Source organism: Blautia intestinihominis, assembly GCF_040096655.1.
Classification (GTDB): domain Bacteria; phylum Bacillota; class Clostridia; order Lachnospirales; family Lachnospiraceae; genus Blautia_A; species Blautia_A intestinihominis.
Genome location: NZ_JBBMEI010000015.1, coordinates 1 through 24905, shown reverse-complemented (window position 1 = coordinate 24905; position 24905 = coordinate 1). Strand labels below are relative to the sequence as shown.

The 24905-nt window shown below is 45.3% G+C and carries 17 protein-coding genes and 1 pseudogene; 1 reads left to right on the top strand and 17 read right to left on the bottom strand.

The window, feature by feature from the left end; translation table 11 throughout:
- The first annotated feature begins 37 nt into the window (after nt 1-37).
- Complete coding sequence (locus tag WMO75_RS06465; protein WP_022213664.1) at nt 38-2170, top strand: glycogen debranching protein; 2133 nt, start codon at nt 38-40, stop codon at nt 2168-2170.
- Nucleotides 2171-2252: 82 nt separating this feature from the next.
- On the opposite strand, the gene WMO75_RS06460 is transcribed toward WMO75_RS06465, so the two are convergent.
- The 17 genes and pseudogenes from WMO75_RS06460 to WMO75_RS06380 form a co-directional block, all read right to left on the bottom strand.
- Nucleotides 2253-2948, bottom strand: a complete 696-nt coding sequence (locus WMO75_RS06460; RefSeq protein ID WP_022213663.1) for an L-ribulose-5-phosphate 4-epimerase — start codon at nt 2946-2948, stop codon at nt 2253-2255.
- A gap of 67 nt (nt 2949-3015) precedes the next feature.
- Nucleotides 3016-4614: a xylulokinase gene (locus tag WMO75_RS06455; RefSeq protein ID WP_118699138.1), complete on the bottom strand. Its 1599-nt coding sequence runs from the start codon at nt 4612-4614 to the stop codon at nt 3016-3018.
- A gap of 39 nt (nt 4615-4653) precedes the next feature.
- Nucleotides 4654-6153 (bottom strand): L-arabinose isomerase, encoded by a 1500-nt coding sequence (araA, locus tag WMO75_RS06450; RefSeq protein ID WP_227222843.1) that lies wholly within the window; start codon nt 6151-6153, stop codon nt 4654-4656.
- A 48-nt stretch (nt 6154-6201) separates the two neighbouring features.
- The gene (locus WMO75_RS06445) at nt 6202-7212 is read right to left on the bottom strand and encodes an ABC transporter permease subunit (protein WP_022213660.1); all 1011 of its coding nucleotides are present in this window, start codon (nt 7210-7212) and stop codon (nt 6202-6204) included.
- Entirely contained in the window at nt 7212-8270 is a 1059-nt protein-coding gene (locus WMO75_RS06440) for an ABC transporter permease (RefSeq protein ID WP_022213659.1), read from the bottom strand. Before WMO75_RS06440 ends, WMO75_RS06445 begins: the two co-directional genes overlap by 1 nt.
- A complete protein-coding gene (locus WMO75_RS06435) occupies nt 8267-9790 on the bottom strand; it encodes a sugar ABC transporter ATP-binding protein (RefSeq protein WP_022213658.1) in 1524 nt (507 codons plus the stop codon). The genes WMO75_RS06440 and WMO75_RS06435 overlap by 4 nt, the downstream gene beginning before the upstream one ends.
- A 156-nt stretch (nt 9791-9946) precedes the next feature.
- Entirely contained in the window at nt 9947-10990 is a 1044-nt protein-coding gene (locus tag WMO75_RS06430; protein ID WP_022213657.1) for an ABC transporter substrate-binding protein, read from the bottom strand.
- A gap of 149 nt (nt 10991-11139) precedes the next feature.
- Nucleotides 11140-12567 (bottom strand): sensor histidine kinase, encoded by a 1428-nt coding sequence (locus tag WMO75_RS06425; RefSeq protein ID WP_118699136.1) that lies wholly within the window; start codon nt 12565-12567, stop codon nt 11140-11142.
- On the bottom strand, nt 12564-14207 hold the full coding sequence (locus WMO75_RS06420; protein ID WP_227222842.1) for a response regulator: 1644 nt from the start codon (nt 14205-14207) through the stop codon (nt 12564-12566). Before WMO75_RS06420 ends, WMO75_RS06425 begins: the two co-directional genes overlap by 4 nt.
- A 164-nt stretch (nt 14208-14371) precedes the next feature.
- The gene (locus WMO75_RS06415) at nt 14372-14806 is read right to left on the bottom strand and encodes a DUF1700 domain-containing protein (protein ID WP_227222841.1); all 435 of its coding nucleotides are present in this window, start codon (nt 14804-14806) and stop codon (nt 14372-14374) included.
- Nucleotides 14807-14903: 97 nt separating this feature from the next.
- Nucleotides 14904-15863, bottom strand: coding sequence for an ABC transporter permease (locus WMO75_RS06410; RefSeq protein WP_022213653.1), 960 nt, complete (start codon nt 15861-15863; stop codon nt 14904-14906).
- Between the two features lie 12 nt (nt 15864-15875).
- Nucleotides 15876-17372, bottom strand: a complete 1497-nt coding sequence (locus tag WMO75_RS06405; RefSeq protein ID WP_118252920.1) for a sugar ABC transporter ATP-binding protein — start codon at nt 17370-17372, stop codon at nt 15876-15878.
- Nucleotides 17373-17382: 10 nt separating this feature from the next.
- A complete protein-coding gene (locus tag WMO75_RS06400) occupies nt 17383-18321 on the bottom strand; it encodes an ABC transporter permease (RefSeq protein WP_022213651.1) in 939 nt (312 codons plus the stop codon).
- A gap of 152 nt (nt 18322-18473) precedes the next feature.
- Complete coding sequence (locus WMO75_RS06395; protein ID WP_022213650.1) at nt 18474-19616, bottom strand: sugar ABC transporter substrate-binding protein; 1143 nt, start codon at nt 19614-19616, stop codon at nt 18474-18476.
- A gap of 146 nt (nt 19617-19762) precedes the next feature.
- Nucleotides 19763-21367, bottom strand: coding sequence for a response regulator transcription factor (locus WMO75_RS06390; protein WP_243111628.1), 1605 nt, complete (start codon nt 21365-21367; stop codon nt 19763-19765).
- A complete protein-coding gene (locus WMO75_RS06385) occupies nt 21357-23195 on the bottom strand; it encodes a cache domain-containing sensor histidine kinase (RefSeq protein WP_118252922.1) in 1839 nt (612 codons plus the stop codon). The genes WMO75_RS06390 and WMO75_RS06385 overlap by 11 nt, the downstream gene beginning before the upstream one ends.
- A 208-nt stretch (nt 23196-23403) precedes the next feature.
- Nucleotides 23404-24654 (bottom strand): annotated as a pseudogene (locus tag WMO75_RS06380) (D-alanyl-D-alanine carboxypeptidase).
- Nucleotides 24655-24905 lie beyond the last annotated feature (251 nt).

Here is a 24905-nt window from a genome sequence, read left to right as displayed (position 1 = left end):
TGATCCACTTTTATACTACAGGAACGGAGAAAACATCATGAAATCTTATCACCATAAATTTGTATCCGACCACCCGCTTGAATCAACACCTATGGCTGAAATCGACGGTTTTCCGGTACGGCCGGGTATTTTTGACCTGAATGGAGCTACCCCGCTTCAGAACGGTGTGAACTTTACCATTCACACCTGCGGAGGAACTTCCTGCGAACTCCTTCTCTTCCATCGTGCACAGGAGGAGCCTTTTGCCGTCCTTCCTTTCCCTGAGGCTTACAAGATCGGCGATGTCTATTCCATGATCGTCTATGGACTGAACATCGACGAATTTGAGTATGCTTACCGCGTAGACGGACCATACTGTCCGGAAAAAGGACTCTTATTCAACAAAAACAATGTTCTCCTCGACCCTTACGCCAAAGCTGTTGCCGGTCAGAGGACCTGGGGGATCCGCTGGGACCATACCTACCATGCACGAGTGGTCAAGGACACCTTCGACTGGGGCGATGTTCCGCAGTCCAAGAAGGAGCTCTGCGACCTTATCATTTACGAACTGCATGTAAGAAACTTCACACACCATCCTTCTTCCGGGGTTCAGCATCGAGGCACTTTTGCCGGACTGATGGAAAAGATCCCCTATCTCAAGGAACTCGGTATCAATGCGGTCGAGCTGATGCCGATCTTTGAGTTCGATGAGACCATGAACGCAAGGACAGTCGACGGAACACAGCTACTCGAATGCTGGGGCTACAATACCGTGAGCTTTTTTGCTCCGAACAGCAGCTACTCTTCTGCCAACGAGCACAACAGAGAAGGTACAGAACTCAAGACACTGATCCGTGAACTTCATGCAAACGGGATCGAAGTCATCCTCGACGTTGTATTCAATCATACCGCAGAGGGCAATGAGAAAGGACCTTCCTTCAGTTTCAAGGGATTCGACAATAACATTTACTATATGCTGACTCCGGACGGAAATTACTACAATTTCAGCGGCTGTGGAAACACTCTGAACTGCAACCATCCTGTCGTTCAGCAGCTGATCCTGGAATGCCTGCGTTACTGGACCATCAATTACCGTGTTGACGGCTTCCGCTTCGACCTCGCCAGCATCCTTGGACGAAATGAAGACGGTTCTCCGATGAACAACCCGCCGCTTCTGCGTACCCTCGCAGATGACCCGATCTTAAGCAATGTCAAGCTGATCGCGGAAGCATGGGATGCCGGCGGTCTTTACCAGGTTGGAAGTTTCCCGGCGAGCGGACGATGGGCAGAGTGGAACGGACGATACCGTGATTCTCTGCGAAGCTTCCTCAAGGGCGACTGCTGGCAGGCGTGGGATGCAGCCTGGAGTATTTCCGGCTCCGGTGACCTTTATGGCGGTTTCTATGGAAATAACAAGAGCAATTATGCAGGTTATAATTCCTGCGTCAACTTCCTCACCTGCCATGACGGATTTACGCTTTATGATCTTTATGCTTACAACGATAAGCACAATGAAGCAAATGGATGGGACAATGCAGACGGTGCAAACGACAACCGAAGCTGGAACTGTGGTGCCGAAGGTGAAACTGATGATCCGGAAGTTCTCGCACTTCGCTACCGCATGATCCGCAATGCCTGTGCCGTCCTGATGTGCAGCCGCGGAACACCGATGTTCCTCTCCGGCGATGAATTTGGAAATACCAAATACGGAAACAACAACAGCTACTGTCAGGACAGCAGGATCTCCTGGCTCGACTGGCGCATGCTTGACAAAAACCGCGATCTCTTTGAATTCTTCAAATTTATGATTGCATTCCGCAAGCAGCACACAGTTATCCACAAGAAGCTCCCGGATTCCGTCTGTGGCATGGACCCTATCCACACTCACAACATCAACGCAGACGAAGTGGATATCCCGAGAGATGCCCGCACCTTCTGCGTAAGCTTCACCGGCTATGACAAAGAAAAAGGCAGGGACGACCTCGTTTACGTGGCAGTCAACACCTACTGGGAGGATGTAACGATCACCCTTCCAAGTCTCAAAGGACACGGTGCATGGCACTTAAGCGTCAACACTTACGGCGACGAAAACGGCCGTTACTGCTACCCGGACGGCGAAGACCCGCGCATCGACCACAGCTTCATCATGCGCCCGAGAACGGTTGCGGTATTTACCGGAAAGGATTTTTAAGTTTCTGTTTGTGCACATAACAGATACAAAAACGAGCTGGCATTCTACACGACATGCCAGCTCGTTCGCTTTATCTGGTTATTTATTTCTTAATCTGTCCATAATAAGCATTTGCACCATGTTTGCGGTAATAATGCTTATCCTGTAATTCCTGTGGTGCCGGTTTTACCTGTGGGTTGATCTGTTCGCAGCGGCATGCCATCTTGGCTACTTCTTCAAGAACAACTGCGTTGTGGACTGCTTCATGGGCATCCTTGCCCCAGGTGAATGGTCCGTGGTTCTTGCAGAGGACTGCAGGTACTGCTTCGTAGTCGCTGTTTTTGAAATATTCTGCAATCAGGACGCCGGTGTTTTTCTCATAAGCTTCATCAATCTCTTCTTTTGTCAGGTTGCGTACACATGGAACTTCACCGTAGATGTAGTCTGCATGAGTGGTTCCGTAGCATGGAATGGATCTTCCTGCCTGCGCCCAGCTTGTTGCCCACGGAGAATGGGTATGTACGATTCCTCCGATATTCGGGAATTCATTATAGAGAACGACATGTGTTGCTGTATCGGAAGATGGATTATATTCACCCTCTACTTTGTTTCCCTGAAGGTCTACAACTACCATATCTTCCGGTCTGAGCTTATCATAATCTACCCCGCTCGGTTTGATGACAAACAATCCCTTTTCACGGTCAATGCCGCTGACATTTCCCCAGGTGAATGTGACCAGTCCGTATTTCGGAAGATCCATATTGGCTTTGTATACTTCTTCTTTTAATTTCTCAAGCATTATTTTCTCTCCTTTGCACAAAACGTAAGCCGTTGTTTCCAGCAGCTTACGTTTTATCTTTTTATTCTTACCAGATCTTGGACTCTACTGCTGCCCGTTCGATCGGCAGGCCTTTGAGATATCTGTCCATAAACTTATTGAATCCTTCTACACCTTCCGGTTTCGGATCGAGGGTGCTTCCTTCATTTCCGGCAAATACACGGTTGTCCAGGAATTCATCCAGAGTCTCTCCGTCTTTCTTATCAACAAGATAAGCAGCCAGAAGTGCGATTCCCCATGCACCGCCCTCACCTGCGGTTGACATAACAGATACCGGTGCATTCACTGCGTCCGCAAGGATCTGCTGTCCGACGCCTTTGGTCTTGAACAGTCCGCCGTGTCCTAAGAGTCTGTCGATCTTGACATGCTCCTGGTCGATCAGGATGTTTAAGCCCACGCGCATTGCTCCAAGGCAGGTGTAAAGATTGGTCCTCATAAAGTTTGCAAGTGTGAATTTACTTTCAGGAGAACGAACGAATAACGGACGTCCTTCTTCGAATCCTGTCATATGCTCTCCGGAGAAATAGCAGTAGGACAGAAGTCCGCCGCAGTCCGGATCACCTTCCAGTGCTTTGTTGTAAAGGGTTCCGAACAGTTTGTTCATATCCACTTCCATTCCCATTGCTTCTGCAAATTCCTTAAATACATTTACCCATGCATTCAGGTCAGAAGTACAGTTGTTGGAATGTGCCATGGCAACAGCATCACCGGCCGGTGTAGTTACCATATCGATCTCTTTGTATGGTTTGGAAAGTGCCTTTTCCAGAACGATCATTGCAAACACGGAAGTACCTGCGGATACGTTTCCTGTGCGCTGTTTTACGCTGTTGGTAGCTACCATACCGGTTCCTGCGTCACCTTCCGGCGGGCACATCGGGATTCCGGCTTTGAGCCTGCCTGACGGATCAAGGAACTTCGCACCCTCTTCTGTCAGGGTTCCGGCATCCTGTCCTGCGACCAGGACTTCCGGCATGATGTCACGGAGTTTCCACTGGAATCCGTAAGGCTCTACCAGTTTGTCAAATTTCTCAACCATTTCCTGGTTGTAATCTTTTGTCTCAGAATCAACAGGGAACATTCCTGCTGCATCACCGATACCAAGAACACGTTTTCCTGTCAGCATACGGTGTACATAAGCTTCCAGTGTGCACATGTAGTCGATATCCTTCACATGCTCTTCTCCGTTCAGGATCGCCTGATACAGATGTGCGATGCTCCATCTCTGCGGGATATTGTACTGGAAAAGCTCCAGAAGTTTCTCAGAAGCTTCTCCTGTGATATTGTTTCTCCAGGTACGGAACGGAACCAGAAGCTTTCCACCCTTATCAAATGGCATATATCCATGCATCATGGCACTGATTCCAAGTGCACCGACACTTGTCAGCTCTACTCCATATTTCTCCTGAACATCCTTTACCAGATCGCTGTAGCTTCCCTGCAGACCGTTTCTGATATCATCCAGAGAGTAGGTCCATACTCCATTTTCATAACGGTTCTCCCACTCATAGCTTCCGGATGCAATCGGATTATATTTGTCATCTACCAGAACCGCTTTGATCCTGGTAGATCCGAACTCTATTCCAAGTGCTGTTTTGTTATTTAAAATAGCTGTCTTTGCTTCACTCATTATAAAATTCCTCCCGAATGTTGTACTCGTCACATCCGCTTATTTTCTGAATGCAAGTTCATTCCATCTCAGCTCATTCCTGAAGTTGCGGATGGTTGTGTCTTTGTCAATGTAGACAGCTTCGATTCCCATTGCTGCTGCCCAGTCACCCATCTGTTCAGCAGTCAGGTCATAAGAAAATGCAGTATGATGAGCGCCGCCTGCGAGGATCCATGCCTCTGCTCCTGTTGCCAGATCCGGCTGTGGAGTCCAGAATGCGCTTCCTACCGGAAGTTTCGGCATCGGTTTCTCTGTCTTCTTGCACTCAACATCATTGATGATCAGACGGAATCTGTCGCCAAGATCCACCAGAGAAGTTGCGATCGCCGGGCCTGTCTTGGATGTAAATACAAGTCTTGCCGGGTCTTCTCTGTCACCCATGGAAAGCGGGCATACCTTGATGCCGATCTTGCCATCAGCGATGGTCGGGCAGACTTCCAGCATATGTGACTGAAGAATGCCTTCCTTACCTGGAACAAGATTGTATGTATAATCTTCCATGAAAGAAGTTCCCTTCGCATCCTTCACGTCTGCAGTCATGATCTTCATCAGACGTACCATTGCTGCTGTCTTCCAGTCACCTTCTGCGCCGAATCCATATCCCTTCTCCATAAGGCGCTGCATTGCCAGTCCCGGAAGCTGCTGTAAGCCGCCAAGATCACCGAAATGAGTAACAACTGCCTGGTAATTCTTTTCTTCCAGAAATCTCTCAAATCCGATCTCAATTGCTGCCTGTACTGCTACATGACGTTTGAATTCTTCCGGGTCTCTGCCCTCAAGAAGAATATCATATTTATTATAATATTCTTCAACCAAAACATCAATATCGCCTTTGGAAACATCCTTCACATAATCGCATACTTCATTGACCGGATAAGCGTCAACTTCCCATCCGAATTTGATCTGTGCCTCTACTTTATCGCCCTCGGTAACAGCTACGTTTCTCATGTTATCAGCGACACGGCATACACGGATATGGCTGCTCTCCATGATTCCGACTGCGGTACGCATCCAGGATGCCAGTCTCTCCTGTACTTTCTTGTCAGCCCAGTGTCCGACGATGACTTTTCTCTCGATTCCCATACGGGTAACGATATGTCCATACTCTCTTCCACCATGAGCAGACTGGTTCTCATTCATGAAATCCATGTCGATCGTGTCATATGGGATTTCTTCATTAAACTGTGTGTGCAGATGGCACAGCGGTTTTCTGTATTCTTTCAGACCAAGGATCCAGGATTTTGCCGGTGAGAAGGTATGCATCCATGTGATAACACCAGCGCATTCGTCGTCGTCATTTGCCTCGTTGAATGTTTTACGGATCAGTTCGTTTGTGATCAGTGTCGGTTTCCATACCAATTCGAATGGAAGAACGCCGGATTTGTTCAGTTCTTCTACGATGATCCTGGAGTGCTCTGCTACTTTTCTTAAGCACTCATCTCCGTAAAGATCCTGTGAACCTGTGCAAAACCAGAATTTGTAATTTTTACCTGTGATCATGCTTCAAAAACCTCCATATATTTTTTCTTATATCTTATTATTAACCTGTTATTTTTTCTTCTTAGCAGATGCCAGTACAGACTGGATCACGATGAAGAAGCAGAGCAGTGCGGAAAGTACGATTCGTACCCACCAGCTTGATAAAGTACCCTGTGCAGTGATCAGACTGGAGATCGTTCCTTTGATCAGTACACCAAACATGGAACCGATCGGAGTTCCAACACCACCGGAAAGAAGTGTTCCACCGATAACGGCTGAGGAGATCGCATCCATCTCAAGACCTTTTGCCTGCTCTACGAAGCCTGCACAGCTGTTGAGGCAGAAAAGGAATCCGCCAAGTCCTGCAAGAAAGCCATCCAGTACATAAGCACGGAACATTGTTTTCTTGACATCAAGTCCCATCATCAGGGCACTCTGTCTGTTTCCACCGATCGCATACAGTTTACGTCCGAATTTGAAATATTTCAGAAGCACTGCGATAATGAGAACTACGATGATTGCGATCACTACTGTCGGCGGGATGTACGCCGGGATAAATTTACCTTTTTTGTTTGTAGAACCAAATGGCATGTAGAAACGGTAGTTTGCCCATTTCAGGAATACTTCGTTTTTGATGGAGATCATGTCTGTACTGATGATCGCTGTCATACCACGTCCGAAGAACATGCCGGCAAGTGTTACGATAAATGGCTGGATTCCCATGTAAGTTACCAGAAATCCCTGTACGATACCAAAAGCAAGGCCGATCAGAAGTGCAGCAAGGACTGCTACATATGCACTCACGCCTTTGTTTTCCATAAGGTCTGCCATTACCATGCAGACAAGAGCTGTTACAGAACCAACGGAGATATCAATACCACCGGTGATCATAACGATCGTCAGACCACAGGAAATAACGAGAAGACCTGCATTGGATACAAAAAGATTCAGAAACATCTGTGGTTTTGCAAAACCTTTATCTGCAAAAATCACCATACCTGCTGCATACATTACAAAGAACAGGACGATCGTGATCAGCAGCAGAAATCCGGTACTTGTCATTTTCTTTTTCTGTTTCATTATTTCTGACCTCCCTCTGCTGCAACGGAAACTTTTTTGCTTCTGTGGCTTTCTACAAATTTCTTGAATACATCACTCTGTAAGGTAACGATGATGATAACGACGATTGCTTTGTAAACAGGAAGCTGATCGGCTTTTACATTCATTGCATACAGAGTTGTTGTCAGTGCCTGAATGGTATAAGCTCCGATCACGGAACCGATCAGGCTGAATTTACCACCACCGAGGAAGTTGCCGCCAAGTGCAACTGCAAGGATGGCATCCATCTCAAGGTTCAGACCGATGTTATTTGCATCTGCGGAATAGATACGGCTGGATGCTACCAGTCCGGCGATTCCGGCAAGGACACCACAGATCACATAGGTCAGGAACTTGATCATGGTAGAATTAAGGCCTACCAGTCGTGCTGCTTTTCCATTGATACCTACACTCTCAATATAAAGTCCAAGAGCTGTTTTCTTAAGGATAATTGCTACGATCACTACTGTTACGATCGCAAAGAGTACCGGAGTCGGAACCGGTGATTTACCGATATATCCACCTGCCATCTGGAAAGATTCCACACGGATGTAGGTGATCTGACCATTTGTGACAAGCTGTGCAATACCACGGCCTGCTGTATAAAGGATCAGGGTTGCAACCATCGGCTGAATGTTAAGCTTCGCTACCAGAAGTCCATTGAACGCACCGCACAGTGCTGATGCAAGAAGTGCTGCGATAACTGCAAGAACAAGTGAATTCTGATATGCTGTTACAGAAGATGCACCGCCGGATAAGATCTGGCAGCAAACTGCTGCAGCAACTGCCATGACTGCACCGACACTGATATCCTGTCCACCGGATGCCGCTGTGACAAGTGTCATGCCGACTGCAAGGATTACCAGCTCAGATGCACGGTTGATAACGTCGATAACATATCCATAAAGGACACCATTTCGAATTGTGATATTAAAGAAGTCCGGAGTCTTGATCACATTGATCAGAAGAACTGCGATCAGACACACGATAGGAAGAAAAAGTCTCGCGCTTGTGATCTTTTTTAATTTGCTGTTACTCATTTCTCGTCACCTCCTGCAATCGCTTTCATGATGTTAGCCTGTGAAAGCTCGCTCTCTTCCAGTTCTCCAACTTTTTCGCCATCTCGAAGGACTGCCATTCTTGAACAGGTACGGAGCATTTCTTCTACTTCTGAGGAAATGAAAGTTACTGCCATTCCCTGGTCTGCCAGATCCAGAACGATCTTCTGGATCTCTGTCTTGGTACCGATATCAATGCCTCGTGTCGGCTCATCCAGGATCAGGTATTCCGGATTTGTCAGAAGCCAGCGGCCAAGGATAACTTTCTGCTGATTACCACCGGAAAGACTCTTGATAGGAGTCTCGCGGCTCGCTGTTTTGATCTGGAGCATTTCGATGTATTTGTCTGCTGCTTCTTCCATTTCTTTACGGCTTAACGGATGGAACATACCTTTCTTCGCCTGAAGTGCGATGATGATATTTTCTCTTACAGAAAGATCTGCGATGATTCCTTCTGCCTTACGGTCTTCTGGAAGATATGCCATACCAAGTTTCATGGCATCCAGAGGACTGCCTATCTTTGCTTCTTTTCCATTTACTTTGAGTGTACCGCTATCGGCTTTGTCCGCACCGTAGATGGAACGAACCAGTTCGGAACGTCCAGAACCAAGAAGTCCGGTAAGTCCGATAACCTCACCTTTGTTGATCTTGAGATCAAACGGCTTGATCGTTCCTTTATGTCCAAGTCCGCTCGCCTCGATTACCGGTGTATCTGAGAAGGCTTTCTTATCTTTGTGATCGCCCTTGATATCTGCCAGGTCATCAAAATCTTTACCCATCATCTTCGCAACCAGCATAACTCGTGGAAGATCCTTTGTTTCATATTCGCCTACCAGTTCACCGTTTCGAAGGACTGTGATCCTGTCACAGACTGCATATACCTGCTCCAGGAAATGGGTTACAAAGATAATTCCTACTCCCTCGCCACGAAGTCTCCGCATCAGCACAAACAGTTTCTCAACTTCTTCATCATCCAGAGAGGAAGTCGGCTCGTCCAGAATCAGAACCTTACATTTCATATCAACCGCACGTGCGATCGCGATCATCTGCTGAATCGCCACCGAACACTCGTCCAGCATCTGAGTTGGCGGAACATTGATGTTCAGGCTTTCCAGAAGCTTCGCAGAACGTGCATTCATTTCTTTCCAGTTGATCATTCCCAGCTTATTGCGAGGCTCACGGCCAATAAACAGATTTTCTGCCACCGTCAGGTTCGGACAGAGGTTTACTTCCTGATACACGGTACTGATGCCATTGGCCTGTGCCTCCTGTGGAGAGTGATTGATAATCTCTTTATTTTCACCATTCATATGAATGGAACCGCTTTCGAATTCATGTACACCGGTCAGAACTTTGATCAGTGTTGATTTTCCGGCTCCGTTTTCTCCCATCAGTGCATGGATCTCACCTTTTCGAAGTGTAAAATCCACATGGGAAAGAGCACGGACACCGGTGAAATTTTTACTTATGTCACGCATTTCCAAAACAATATTCTGTTCCATTTTCTTTCCTCCATTCCCTTATTTTTCCTTGATTTTCCCTGTTTTTGAGCGCAAAAGGGGCGTGGCCCATAAAATCCATCTCATCTGGATCCTGTTCCACGCCCCGGGCTCATTTCTTATAATCCGTTTCAGTTGGAAATTTCAGTTTACTGATAATTAATATGCACGTCCGTCGATGATTTCCTGAGTGATCGGAGTAATGTCATAATCTGTTCCATCGATAGTAACCTTTGTTACGGTATCGTCTGCTGCGAATGCAACTTCATCTACATATGCCTGTTTGTCAACATCTTCGCCAGCTTCCAGTTTCTGGATGATCTCTTCTACACGTGGTCCGTGGAGCGGGTTACACTCTGTATCACATGTGATCTCTCCGGAAAGTGTCTGGGTAAGACCTGCGTTTGTAGTATCGAAGGACATTACAAGAATCTGACCTTCTTCGCCGCCTACTTCGTATCCAGCTGCTTTGATCGCATCGATAGCACCGAATGCTTCGTTATCGTTCTCGCAATATACAACGTCGATATCATCACCGCTCTGTTTCAGGATAGATTCCATAACTTCCTGTCCTTTAGCCTGTGTAAACTCACCAGACTGCTGAGCAAGTGTTGTCCAGTTGTCATGAGCTTCTACAGCTTCGTCAAATCCTTCGGTACGTCCGATCTGAGCAGATGCTCCGATGGTTCCCTGGATATCAACAAGGTTGATCTCTTCGTCGCCACGACCTTTGGCTTCCAGATATGCATCCAGCCATGCCATTGCTTTCTGACCTTCCAGTTTGAAGTTTGATCCTACCCATGCGGTGTAGAGGCTGTCGTCAGATACATCTACCATACGGTCAACGATGATAACCGGGATTCCTGCGTCTTTTGCTTCCTGAAGTACTGTGTCCCAACCTGTCTCAGTTACAGGTGCAAGTACGATATAGTCAACTTCCTGCTGGATAAAGTTACGGATCGCTGTCAGCTGATTTTCCTGTTTCTGCTGCGCATCGTCAAAGATCAGCTCATATCCGTTCTCTTCTGAGAAAGTGGATTTCATGGACTCTGTGTTTGCAGTACGCCAGTCAGATTCTGCACCTACCTGTGAAAAACCAACTGTGATCGTGTCGCCGCCATCATCCGCTGCCATAACGTTCACTGCAGAAAGTCCTGCTAACATAGATACTGCTAAGAGTGCGGTCACCATTTTTTTCTTCATTTTGTAATCCTCCCTTTACATTTGTTTTTCGCGTTTTTTAAGATGGTTTTATTATAGCAATTTCAGAAAAAAACTCCATGGATTATTTTCGGAAAAAAGGGTACTCTTTTATTCGTTTTTATACAACGATATCCCGGAAGTTGATTTTTTTACGATTTTGGTTGAATATTTTTTCCAAGGCGTATTTCTACAGTAGTTCCCTTGCCTTCTTCGGAGAAAATCTTCATTCCATAACCCGGTCCGTAGTACAGTGCGATTCGTTCCGCAACCGCCGCAAGACCAAATCCGGCACGTTCCCCGGTCCGGATCGCCTCCTGTACTTCATGAAGGCGCTCCGGTGTCATTCCCTGACCGTTGTCGCTGACCGTAAGGACAAGTGCATCCTCTTCTTCCCTTCCTTCGATCAGGATTTTGCCTTTGCCGCGGCGGTTCTTGATCCCGTGATAAAGTGCATTCTCAGCCAGCGGCTGGATGGAAAGCTTCGGAACCGGGATCCCGCTGAGTTCTTTTGGTATATTGATCTCAAATTCCAGGATATCCCGGTAGCGGTACTGCTGGATCTCCAGATAACTCAATGTATGACGTTCTTCTTCCGAGAGCGGGATGATATCGTTTCCTTTGGAAAGTGAAGTACGGAAAAAAATAGAAAGGCTGGAGATCATCTCCACCGCATCGTCTGTCATCCCGCCCTCGATCAGCCAGACGATCGTGTCCAGGGTATTGTACAGAAAGTGCGGATTTACCTGTGCCTGGATCAGCTGTAATTCTGTCAGGTGCTGCATTTCTTTTTCCTGACGGACATTTTCCAGAAGAGCACTGATCTTTCGTGCCATCTTGTTGATGCCCTCATCCAGTTCTTCGATCTCCTCTATTTCAGCCTCGATCGGGATCATGTCGAATTTGCCTCTGCCGACTTTTTTGACCTTATCAAGCATAATATTTACCGGCTGGATGATCCCATCTGTCAGACGGAAGGAACGCCGCATAAGAATCCCAAGTGTCGCGATCAGAAGCACCGCCATCCCGGAGATCAGGAGCTTCACTCTATGTGTCAGGCTTTTTTCTACTTGTACAAGATACATGGATTCATTATAGATATAATTCTGCATCTCCTGCATGATCAGACCTGTGATGATACGGATGTTACTGTCCATGAATTCCATCCGCTTGTCATATTCCTTGATCTCTACAAGCTGGAGCATTCTCTGCCTGAGATTCTCCAGGTACGAATCAAGGCTGTTCAGGGATTTAACCCCATTATTATTATAAGTATTCCTTCGCAGTTTCTGCATGATCTCCTGCGCATCTTCCACCTGCTCAAGAACATCCTCCAGATTGCTGCTCTCCTTGGAACCGATCGCGATATAGTACATTTCCAGATCCAGATCATCCTTAAAACGGAGATTGAATTCACTGCTGACCGCCAGGTTCTCCGAAAGCTTATTGTACTGTCCTGTATACTGCCAGAAAATAAAAAGCAGAATGATCATCAGACACGCCATTGGGATCATAGTACTGAAAAGGACTTTTCGCATACGTTCTTCCAGTTCCATCCGCTTCTTTGTACCTGACCTCATGCCTTATCCTCCCGCGCTTTACGGTAGTCGCTTGGTGTCATTCCCTGTGTCTTTTTGAACAGGTAGCTGAAATAGTGTGCATCTTTGTAACCAATCTCACCCGCGATCTCACTGGATCGCATACTCGTGCACCGCAGGTATTCCTTGGCTTTGTTCATGCGCAGATTCGTGAGATATTCGATGAATGTCTGACCCATGTTCTGGCTGAACAGGGCACTGAAATGGTTCGCGCTGACATTTGCAGCGTTTGCCGCTTTATTCAGGGACATATCCTCTTCCATGTAGTGACTGTCGATAAAATCAACCGCTGTCTTCAGAATGCTGCGGTTTTTGTTTCCGGAATTCTGATCGCGGAGCGCAATCGCCTGGGAGATTATTTTTTCCGCATAGGCAATCGCATTCTCCAGGCTTTTACTGCTTTCTGAAAGCACATCCTCTGTATCTTCCTGCTCCAGAGTTCTGGTGTCACATCCGATCTCCTTGAGGAAAGACATAACAGAAAAGCGAACATTCAACGTCACATAGTTACGAAAAACAAGTGACTCCAGCGGTTCCTGCCCGATCGCATAAAAATAATCCTTTACAAAGTTCTCTGTTTCTTCCAGAAGTCCGTTGCTCAGGAATTTCTGAAGGATCGCCGGATTCAGTGCATTGACATCTACTTTCTGGAGATAGGTGCTGTCATCCTCTGTTACATTCTTTTTCTCCATGGATGCCATCTCATCATAGTACAGGATATTTTCATCATACAGATATCTCTGTGAAAAAGCTCTCGATGCGCTGTAATAGCTTTTCTGGATCTGGCTTAAGCGCTCTACCGGCTCGCCGGCCGCAACAAACCACTGTCTTTTTTGTTCTTTGCGATCAAGGATCCTCTGGATCTCGCTCACACAGCTTCTGGTATTTTCTCCGATAGTCTCTTTCTGTCCTTTTATCAGGACACCATAGGAAAAAATATTGCAGCGGAACAGCATTGCCGAAGTATTTTCGGAGAAAAATTCCTCCAGCAGTTTTAGCGATTCTGCCTCCCACTCGGAATAACCTTCTCTCTGTCCGGAAAAATCTTCCTCGCAGTTCATCGTAAAGATCAGAACATTGTAGGCTTCTGCCACAATGTCCAGCCCCAGTTTCTCAGACCTTCGATAGATCTCCATCATATCCATAGAACCACTTACAAGTGCCTCAAAGAAATCCCGGCTGCTGTTCTTCTCATATGCCTGCATTTCTCTGTGGAACTTCTCGTAGTATTCTTTCTGCGTCTTTTCATGCTCATAACGGCTTCGGATCTCGGTAAGCCGTTCAATCAGTGCATTCTTTGTGATCGGTTTGAGCAGATAATCCTCCACTCCGATGTTGATCGCCTGTTTCGCATAATTGAAATCATCATAGCCGCTCAGGATCACAACCTTGAGTCCCGGGATTTCTTTCTTTGCCACTTTTGCCAGTGTCAGCCCGTCCATGAACGGCATCTTGATGTCCGTGATCAGAAGATCCGGCTTCTGTCGGAGCAGAAGCGGCAGTGCCATCTCTCCATCCGCAGCCTCGCCAACAAGTTCAAACCCCAGATTCTCCCATGGGATCATCCTCTTGATCGTTTCCCGAACGATCACCTCATCTTCTGCCAGAAAAATCTTTAACATCTCTCCACCCCTTTTTTATGTCTCGTATTGTCAAGTAAATCTTTTGATATATACTATACCAGTTGTGCTATTTTCAGACAAGTTGGATTTTTACCCAAAAAACAGGCAGTAAAACGGAAATTTTATTTTTTCTCCATTTTACTGCCTATCTGTAAATTTGTAAGTTATTGTCTGGGGCGAAAACGCACCAGATAAATAATGATTCCTGCGATCGCCATGATCGGAATAAGGATTCCAAGCAATACAAACAGGATGACCAGAACGATCGCTGCGATCAGGATCGCGAGCAGCTTGCCATACCAGGTCGAAAAGTCCAGTTTGAATGACTTCTGTTTCACACGCTCACTGCCGGATTTCTGTTCATAAGCAGAACCTGCGTCCGAATACGGTGCATTCGCCCCCGTCTCTGTATCCAGAAGCGTCCTTGCGATCAGTCTGGGATCTCCCAGTTCTCTCATCACCTCAGACTCACTGTTGCCTGACTGCATCCTCTCTTCAATATAATTGCGATAATACTGGATATGTGTATTGATCTGTCCCTCCGGCATCTGTCCGGAAAGCTGACTACGTAAAATATCAAGAAATTCATTTTTGTCCATAGCATTTCTCCATATACATCGGTAGATATTGTGACCATTTTACCACACATATACTGTCAGGCAAAGATATTGAAGTATTAAATTTTCATAAAACCGCTTATTTAACGATCATACCAGTCTTTCTGTCACTGAACAGTGCAACTTCGATCAGGAAGATCACACCAAGGATCAGCTGCTGAAGCTGTGTCGGCATCATCAGCATGACCAGACCACTGGAAAGAACTTTGTAAGTCATAACACCAAGTATGATATTGTAGAATTTTACTTTTGCACCACCATTGACAGGCATTCCACCAAGTACCAGAGCGATCATGATCTGTGTCTCAAGCTGGTTTCCTGCTGTGGATGTTACAGATCCAACCTTGATCGCATTTACAAATGCTGCCAGGCCTGTGATGCATCCTGCTGCCATGAAAATAAGAATCTTGGTGCGTTCTACGCGGATACCTGCATATCTCGCTGCAGTCTCTCCTGCACCGATCGCTTTGAGTCTGTATCCAAGACCTGTGTATGTAAAGATAAGATATGCAGCTACAAAGATGATAACTGTGAAGGTCAGCATAAATGGCAGTGTATTGTATTTGGAAATATCACTTACTGCATAAACCGGAGAATTTGTTGTTGCATAAGCGCAGACTCCACGGAACAGATACATGGTACAGATCGTAACGATAAAACTTGTGATCTTTCTCTTTACATTAAAGTATCCATTGATCAGTCCGATCAGACCGCCGGTTACAATTCCACCAAGTGCTGCCAGGACCATGTTGTAATGAGACAGCCAGCATACTACGATGGAAGCCACACCAAGCATGGAGCCCTGTGAAAAGTCAAGACCACCCATGGTCATGACCATAAATACACCGATTGATGAGATCAGAAGCATATAAGACTGGCTGAGGAGCAGTGAAAGGTTTTTCGGCTGAAACAGTCTTCCGTCAGTCAAAACTGCAAATAATACACAGATAATAACAAATCCCGCGATAGGAAGGATCGTACGCACAATGGGACGTTCCAGAAATGGTACTTGTTCAGATGATTTTTTTGTTGTATCCATTTTTTTACCCCCTTAAATCATATTGTCAATCAGATCTGTATCTTTCAGATCCGGAGAGCGGAAAAATTCACCATTGATCTTACCGTCTTTCATGATAAGGATACGGTCAGCCATACCAAGAAGCTCCATGATCTCCTCTGAGATCATTATGATGGATTTTCCATTTTTTCTCATATCGTTCATCATGGCATAGATATCTGCTTTTACCTTGACATCAATACCACGGGTAGGGGAATCAAGGATGATCAGATCTGAATCCTTGCCGACCCAGCGTGCAAGAACAACCTTCTGTTTATTACCACCGGAAAGTGCGGAAACAAACTGGTCAACTCCCGTCATTTTGGTACTCATCTGTTTTGCATATTTATTGGCAAACTCTTTCATTGCCTTACCGCGGAGAAGCCCGTTTGTCTTGAGGTCTTCCAGGGATGGCAGACAGATATTGTTTCCGATCGTATCGTTAATGACAAGGGATTCATTATCTCTGTCCTTGGATGCATAGGCAATGCTGTGTTTGATCGCATCCGGAATAGAATTGATCGGAGTACCGTCTCCCAAAGTTACAGTTCCCTGACGGAAATAAGATGCACCAAAAAGTGCTTTTCCTACTTCGTGCATACCGCATTCAGAAAGTCCGCCGATTCCAAGGATCTCTCCCTTGTGAAGTTCCAGGTTCAGATCTTCGATCTGGCCTTTGACAGTAACATTCTTTGCGGAAAGAACAACTTCTTTTGAAATTTCTTCGCCATAATCGGTACGGTAATAGTTATCACCGATCTCACGTCCAACCATAAGGGCCTTCAGTCTGTCCGGTGTCGCTTCCTGTTTGCTGATGGAACCGATCTTTACACCGTCGCGGAGAACACTGATGTTATCAGACTGCTCGATGACTTCTTCCAGATCATGAGAAATAAAGATCACGCAGTTTCCTGTATCACGAACTCTGTGCATTACTTTGAACAGTTCCTCACGGCCTTTCTGTCCAAGTGCTGTCGTTGTCTCATCAACTACCAGAACCTTCGGATTGAAATAAGTTGCCTTTACGATCTCAACCAGCTTTCTGTCCTCGAAGTTATAATCGTCGATAACTTTGGTCGCATCAATGTAGTTGAAGCCATAGCTGTCCAGATATTCCTGTGCCTGTTTGTTCATGGCTGCTGTGTTCTTGATGCCGTGTCTTGTAAATTTATCTTCGTTTCCAAGAAAAATGTTTTCTGCTACTGTCAGACCGGAAAGTGTTCCGATCTCCTGTACGATGATCGCAACTCCCTGATGATTTGCCTCTACCTGGTTTGTAGCTGTGATCTCCTTGCCTTCCAGGATAAATTTACCGGAATCCTTCTGATAGATACCTGTCAGACAGGAAGTAAGTGTGGATTTACCGGAACCATTTTCACCGATCAGTGCATGGATCTCGCCTTTTTCGAAGGTAAAGGAAACGTTGTCCAGGGCATGTGTGATGCCAAAATGTTTATCAATATTTTCTGCTCTTAATAATATCTCACCCATAATCGTCCTCCTATTTCACTACAAGACCTTTGACCGGCTTGGTCGTCAGTGCAACGATCAGAAGCAGGGCAGCTCCGGTAACCACATTCTGGATCGTAGTCGGAGCACCAAGTGCAACAAATCCATTGAACATAAGCTGAATGATCATCTCACCAATTACAATTGCCACTACCGGGTGACCATATTTCTTAAATGCCAGTCCGAAGAAAGTTCCCATCAGAGGAGTAAAGTTACGGCTCATAGAAGAAAGGTTGGAAGCAGATGTCATGGAAGTACCAAAGCTGATCGTCAGGATTGCCTGAAGTCCGAAGAAAAATCCGGCAAGTGTAAATGCCACGATCTTATATTTGGAAACATTTACACCCATGTTCTTTGCAACAACTTCGTTGCTTCCGATCGCATAGGTATAAGTACCGATCTTGGTATATTTCAGAATAAATGCACAGAGACAATATGCGATCAGCGCAAGGATCAGGTTTACCGGATAATCACCAAAAGCTCTGTATTCTGTTGCGAGGATTACATTCTTTCCATTCGTCGCATAAACGCTCAGTGCTTCATAGATCAGTGAAAGCGCACAGGTAACGATCAGGGAAGAAATATGTAATTTGATATAGACGATTCCGTTGATCAGACCGATGATCGTACCGCAGATCAGAGGCGCGATGACAAGACCGGCATAGCCGAATTTCACGCTTGCGTTGCATGCAATAATAGAGGAAAGTACGATATTTGCACCAACACTCATATCAAAAGGTCCCATAACGCAGATAAAATAAAGACCGCAGCCGCCTACTGCATAGATCAGGGCTGATTTCATATAAGTTGCCAGTTTGTCCGGGGAACCGAAGGTAGTTGGAGCAAGTACCTTGAACACTGCCCAGAAAACTACAAGCATAAGTACCAGAATGCCAATTCCATAATACTGGCTTTGTTTGAGTTTTTTCATAACCATTCTCCTATTCATTTCTTCGCCCGCCAAAAGCAGGAGGCCAACACTCCTTACGGTTGGTCTTTTGCTTTTGGCGGGCGCATATTACTGCTTCTTTTTAAATTGCTGCCTCCCGGGAAGAAGGCAGCAGATTTTTGGAGTCGTGTCATTTAGTTGCTGTGACGGGAAATAACATCGTCGATGGAAAGTGATGTTGCTGCTTTGTTCAGATCATCAAAGCTGTATCCAGCCATCTCAACGATTTCTTCGTCTGTGTACGGATCATCGTCAACGAAGTATTTCTGATAGTTTTCATAGTCGTCTGGAGAAGATACATACAGGTATGGGAATTCGATCTCATATCCGAAGGAACCTTCGTCTTTTGTATAGTTGCCTTTTACTGCGTTGTAAGTCATAAGGAATGCGAATAACGGGTCACAGAAATGTCCGCCTGATTCTGCAAACATTCCGCCAGATTCGAGCTGTTCTTTCAGGTCATCAAGGAAGTCTGTGGAAACAACATCGATCTTGCCTGTAAGTCCTTCGTTTGCCAGAGCACCGATGGAACCAACCAGTGGGTCACCGCCGCCGCCTGCAACGATCAGGGCATCCATATCAGGATTGGAGTTGTACAGGGAAAGAGCTGCTGCTGCACCTTCTTCAGAAGAAGTATTTGCATATACAGGCTCTGTCATAGTTGCCTGATCATCCGGATTTGCTTCGTTCCATTCATCAACTGCTTTCTTGTATCCTGTCCATCTCTGCTGGAATGTAGCATCACCAACGGTCCATGCTTCCAGTCCGATGTTTCTGTCGCCGTTTTCAAGAAGCAGGTTTACAAGTGTATATCCATTTGTAACCTCATCTTCGTGTACTGCACCGAGATAGTATGGGGAATTGCATGCTGTCTGGTATACTTCCGGGCTGTTTTCTTCGGAAATGATACGGAAGAACTGTGTCAGATAAACCTGGTTTGCTTCGCATGTCTGGATTGCAGAAGTCATTTCTGAATCAGCGGAGTTACAGATCACGATACCGTCGCATCCTGCTGCACAGAGCTGTTCAACAGAAGCTGTAACCTGCTCTGATACATGTCCCTGGTCTACATACATTACATTTACATCCAGTGCTGCAGCTGCTTTGTCGATGATCTTTTTGCACTGGCTTCCAAGTACGTCTGTGGAACTCCAGATAGAAACACCGATCGTAATGTCATCTCCTGCTGCGTAAGTTGTCACTGCACTTGCTGGTACAGAAGCGACCATTGCTGCTGTTGCTGCGATAGCAACCAACTTTTTCATTCTTTTTTTCATCTTGTAAAAACCCTCCTTAAAATTTTTGAGCCAGAGTATGTTTTTCGTTCCGTTTCCGTATCTGGCTTCGTTGTGATTTTATTAAAACATACTCTGGCTTTGTTCAGTTAGGACATATTTGGATTTTTTTGTTGCACATTTTTGACCTATTTGTACATATTATTGCGGTACTCTCTCGGACTTACTCCTACTTTTTTGCGGAAAACACGGCTGAAATAGTTGTAATCATCATAACCGACCAGGAAAGAGATCGTCTCCAGTTTCTTCTCTTCATCCTCCATGAGACGGATTGCCTGTTCCATCCGGACTCTGGTAAGACAGGCAATGATGGTCTCTCCGTAAGTCTGGCTGAACATCCTGGAAAGATAGCTCGCATCCATATGATACGCTGCGGCAAGTGCCGTCAATGTGATATTCTCATGGTAAGAAGTCAGTATATACTGACGGATCTGCTCCACCTGACTTCCCGCAGAATCCGTGCTGTTTTTGTCCGGATTGTTTTCCCACAGGCTGTCCAGCAGGATCCTGATCGATGCCATAACAGAAGGTGCATCCAGACATTTCATATAATAATCAATGTCATCCATCGCTTCTTCTGCCTGCGCGGTGAGCTCCGGATGCTGTTCCTGTACGTAACGGTAAAGAATTCCCGTGATCCTCCTTACATACTGTTTGACATCAAGGAAGGACCATTCTCCATTGTCACAGTGTTTAAAATCACAGGTTCGAAAGATCAGTTTTGCCGTATCACTCTTCTGTCCCGTATTCAAAAGATGGTACACTTCTTCTTCAATTCGATGGGACACCGTTTTTCCTACGGACTGACTGCCTTCCTCCTGCGAACATGCCAGAATACAATGACTGTGTGTAAAAGGCCGTGTCACCAGAACGGCAACCATATCTCTGTACATACTTCCAATGTCGTCCAGAGATCCTGTCTGTTCATGAAGGATCACAGAAACAGGGCCATACTCATCCAGAGGAAATTCTTCAAGGATGTTTTCTGCCAGGATCCTGAGTGAGTTGATTCTATAGGAAGTAAAGATAAGAAATTCACTCATTTTATTGCAGTTGTTAAAAATAATGGCCTCGGCATTGCAGCCGGTCAGATTTCTGAGCCTTGTCTTGATGCTTAACGACATCTGCAGATTATCGTATTCAAACTTCTCTGCGATCTCCGCAATATTATAAAATTTCACCAGCAGGGCTGCCACACCGGAAAATTCTTTTGTCGAAGAAACGTGCGGCTGTGCTGTGAACTGTCCGTACAACTTTCCTGACAGCAGTGCAGAATATTCACTGTCCTCCAGAAAAGAGGAGATTTTGTGTTCCTGGATCTGGTTTGTTTCTTTGTGTTTTCGCGCCATCTCTCTTTCTTCCAGGATTCCAAGAGCTTTGGTGAGGATCTTTACAAGTTCCTCTTTTCCTACCGGTTTGAGAATATAGTCCAGTCCCCCTGAGACAAAAACACCTTTTACTTTGTCAAAATCATCGTATCCGCTCACTGCGATCGTAATGATCTCCGGATGTTCTGTCTGAAGCTTCTGCAGAAGTTCCAGACCGCTTAAGAACGGCATATTGATGTCTGTCAGGATAATATCCGGTTTTTCTTCTTCAATACGTTCCAGTACTTCTTCGCCGTCACAGGCAGGATCCAGAAATTCAATAGAATAGTCCTCCCATGAGATCAGACTTCGGAGATTTTCCCTGCTCCAGTACTCATCATCCGCTGCCAGTACTTTATATTTCATCTTTTTCACAATGGGCACCTCCTGTTATATTTTCCCCATTCTCTTCCTCACTGGAAACGATCGGAACTGTGATCGTGACCGTTGTCCCCTCTCCGGCCTGACTTTCGATCCACAGCCCATATTCCGGTCCAAATAACTGTTTCAATCGTGCATTTACATTCAGGATTCCGATGGAAACGCCTGCCTCCACACGTTTCCGGTCATTTTTCTCAAGAAGTATATTCATGGCCTCCGCATCCATTCCTGTACCATTATCTGAGATTGTGACCACAAGATTTTCTCCGATATGCTCGGAGCGGATCAGAAGCTTCTTGTCTTTTCGCCTGGTATTTCTGAGTCCGTGTGTAAGCGCATTCTCCACCACCGGCTGAAGGCAGATCCTTGGAAGTCTGTCCTTCAGTGTTGCATTGTCGATCTGGTATTCATATGCCACCGAAGATCCATTCCGCACGTCCATGACATAAAGATAATTGCGGACATGGTCCATCTCATTCTGAATGGTAGAAAGTTCATCCGTCATGTTCAGGCTGTAGCGGAAAATCGCCGACAGGGAATGACAGATCCCGCTTACGAGAGGACAGTTCTGTGCATTCGCAATCCCACTCATGGTATTTAATGTGTTATACAGAAAGTGCGGATTGATCTGTGCCTGGAACATTTTGAACTCTGTCCTCTCCACCAGCATCTTATTCTGAAGTTCTTCTTCTGCCATCGCCTGGATACGATCCAGCATTTCGTTAAATTCTGTTCCAAGTACTGTCAGTTCTTCTGACCATCCGACCGGACTTACACGCAGAGATGACTCTCCGTTTTTGATACGGACAATGGTATTTCTCATTTCTTCTACCGGTTTGGTCATCCATCTGGACAACATAAATACAAGCAGAACGATCGCGCCGATCATGCCTGCCATAATGATCAGAAGTGTCCGTATCAGCGACTTCTGTGTTGCTGTCAAAAGAGACTGTGATACCAGGACAAATGCTTCCAGATTATAGTCTTCCTGTGAAACCTGTATCAGATAATTCCCATCATATTCCTGTTCAAGCTGATCTGAGTTGTAATAATTTTCGACCACTTTTGCAAGCTGTTTCTGGATTCTTTTCTGTGATACAGAAGCCTGTCCTGTTTTGGCTATCACCTGGTCTCCTACAGGCTGAAGCCACAGACAGACCTGTTCTACATCGACATACTTGGACATGATCGACGTAAATGCAGAACTGTTGATATCACATACCAGATATCCGATATTTTCTCTTTCCTCATCATAATTGTGAAGTTTCAGCACCAGGCGGACCACATTTCGTTTTGCAATGGGATTGTAATAGCCGGAGATCATAAAGTCTGTCCGTTTATCATGCACATAATCATAGAGCCTTTCTGTATTGGAATCATATTCCGTCTGATACAGATCTCTTGGAAAAGAAGACGCATTATATCGGTAGGCGCTGACAACTTTGTCCTGTGTATCGTACAGATACAGGGCAAGAAGCTGATCTTCTTTCGTAAAACGCTTTCTGGCAAAATACCAGCTCCTCCAGTAATAATCCTTGAGGCTGGTTCCTTCTTCTGCCGCTGACCGAAGATCACTGATCAGATCCTGCTCACTGTAGATCGTCAGCATTTCGGTACGTACATTATGAACAAAAGACGCGATGTCTGTCTGCATCTTGTTGAGCGAGATCTCATGATCCGAAATACTCTCCGCCCTGATCTGCCGCCTGAGTGTCTGATGAAACAAAAAAGTCTGCAAAAGAAGTGCAAATACCACACTCGTAATACAGAAGACAAGCAGTGCATTACGCATGGTAAATTTTTTATGATCCATATATGTTTCCTTTTCATACAAAATTAGGTGTGATTTTTCTGAAATTCTTCTATTGTTAATAATTATAAGCATGGCGTTTTTTCAGGTAAATACAGATTCTTATGAATAAAGTTTGTTTTTTTATTTTTGCCCGAAAACAAAATCGGACTTCCAACCAATATCTTTTGTCTGATACTGACTGAAAGTCCGATCCTGTGTTTTTTATTTTTCAGTGTTTATATGCGTAATTCAGAAGTATCCTGGAATCTCTCCAGCGTGCGTTGGAGTTTGGTCCGCCCAGGACAACTGAAATATATGTATTCCCCTTCTGAGACTGGCACAGACCCACGAAACAATGTCCGGCTTTATTGGTATATCCTGTTTTCATGCCGATCACACCCGGCATGTTTCCAAGAAGGGCATTTGTAGTACTTACGGTAAAACGGCGATTTGTATTAAGACTCTTGAAGGAGTAACTTTTGGTGCTGATGATTTTTCTGAATGCAGGTTTCTTAATCGCGTAACGCGCAATTTTAGCAAGGTCAGACGCAGTTGTATAATGAGTGTAACCGGCATCAAGACCATTTGGTGTTGCAAAATGCGTGTCAGTACAGCCAAGCTACGCCGCTTTCTTATTCATAAGACTGACAAATTTACTTTGTGAACCACTGATATGCTCTGCGATTGCTGCCGCGGTATCGTTATGAGAAGGAACCATAAGAGAATAAAGAAGATCCCTCATATAAAATGTTTCGCCTGTTCTGGCGTATAATTTCGTTGGTTCCAGTGCTGTTGCTCTGGCAGAAAATTTCACAGTTTCGTTCATTTTACTGTTATCAAGAGCAAGGATGCAGGTCATGATCTTGGTGGTACTGGCATTTGCATGCCGGAGGTTTTCGTTCTTTGCGTACAAAACTTTTCCTGTATCGGCATTGATAAGAAGTGCACAGTCCGATGCCAGATCATAATACAGACCTGAATGGTTCAGTGAACCATTGCTGTCAAAATAATAAGTAGTCTTGTTGATCGTTCTTTTTCCGGTGTATGCCCTGCCAGCAGAGTCAAAATAATATTTTTTCCCGGAAGGAAGCGTATACCAGCCACTGGTAACAAGAATTCCCTTCTGATTCGCATAATAATAATTCTTATTGTAGCGGAACAGGCGGCTTCTGTACATATATCCCTCTGAACGGGTTCCGAAATAATACTTCCTGCCGTTAATCGTATGCATTCCATACCAGGCTTTTCCTGAACTGTCAAAGTAATAGTTCTTTCCTTTGATCCTCAGATATTTGTTTCTGGCGTAATTTCTCTGGCCATAACGATAATACAGATTATTATTCTTGCTGACAATCTCTCCAGACGAGACCGCCTGCAGCCGTGGAAACGAAGATGCTGCTGATACTGCTGTACTTCCACCAAACAGAGATACAAACAAGACAGCCAGAATTAAAAGCAGTAGATTCTGTTTCTTTTTCATTTGATCCTCTCCTTAATAAATAAATCTGCCAAAATTCTAGCACGAAAATACATTTTTTTCCAGCTTGAATTTTGGCAGATGTTATTTTATCCTGAATTATTCACGGCTTTGTCGTGAAAGTGGCTGAAAGCCACATAGTTACTGTATTTTAATTGCACATTGCTTTTCACTTATTAAGTGAATGAAAAAAGAGCATCCATTTGTGGTAAAATTAAGGTGTTCAAAGTCTTAACAATCCCAAACAAAGGAGC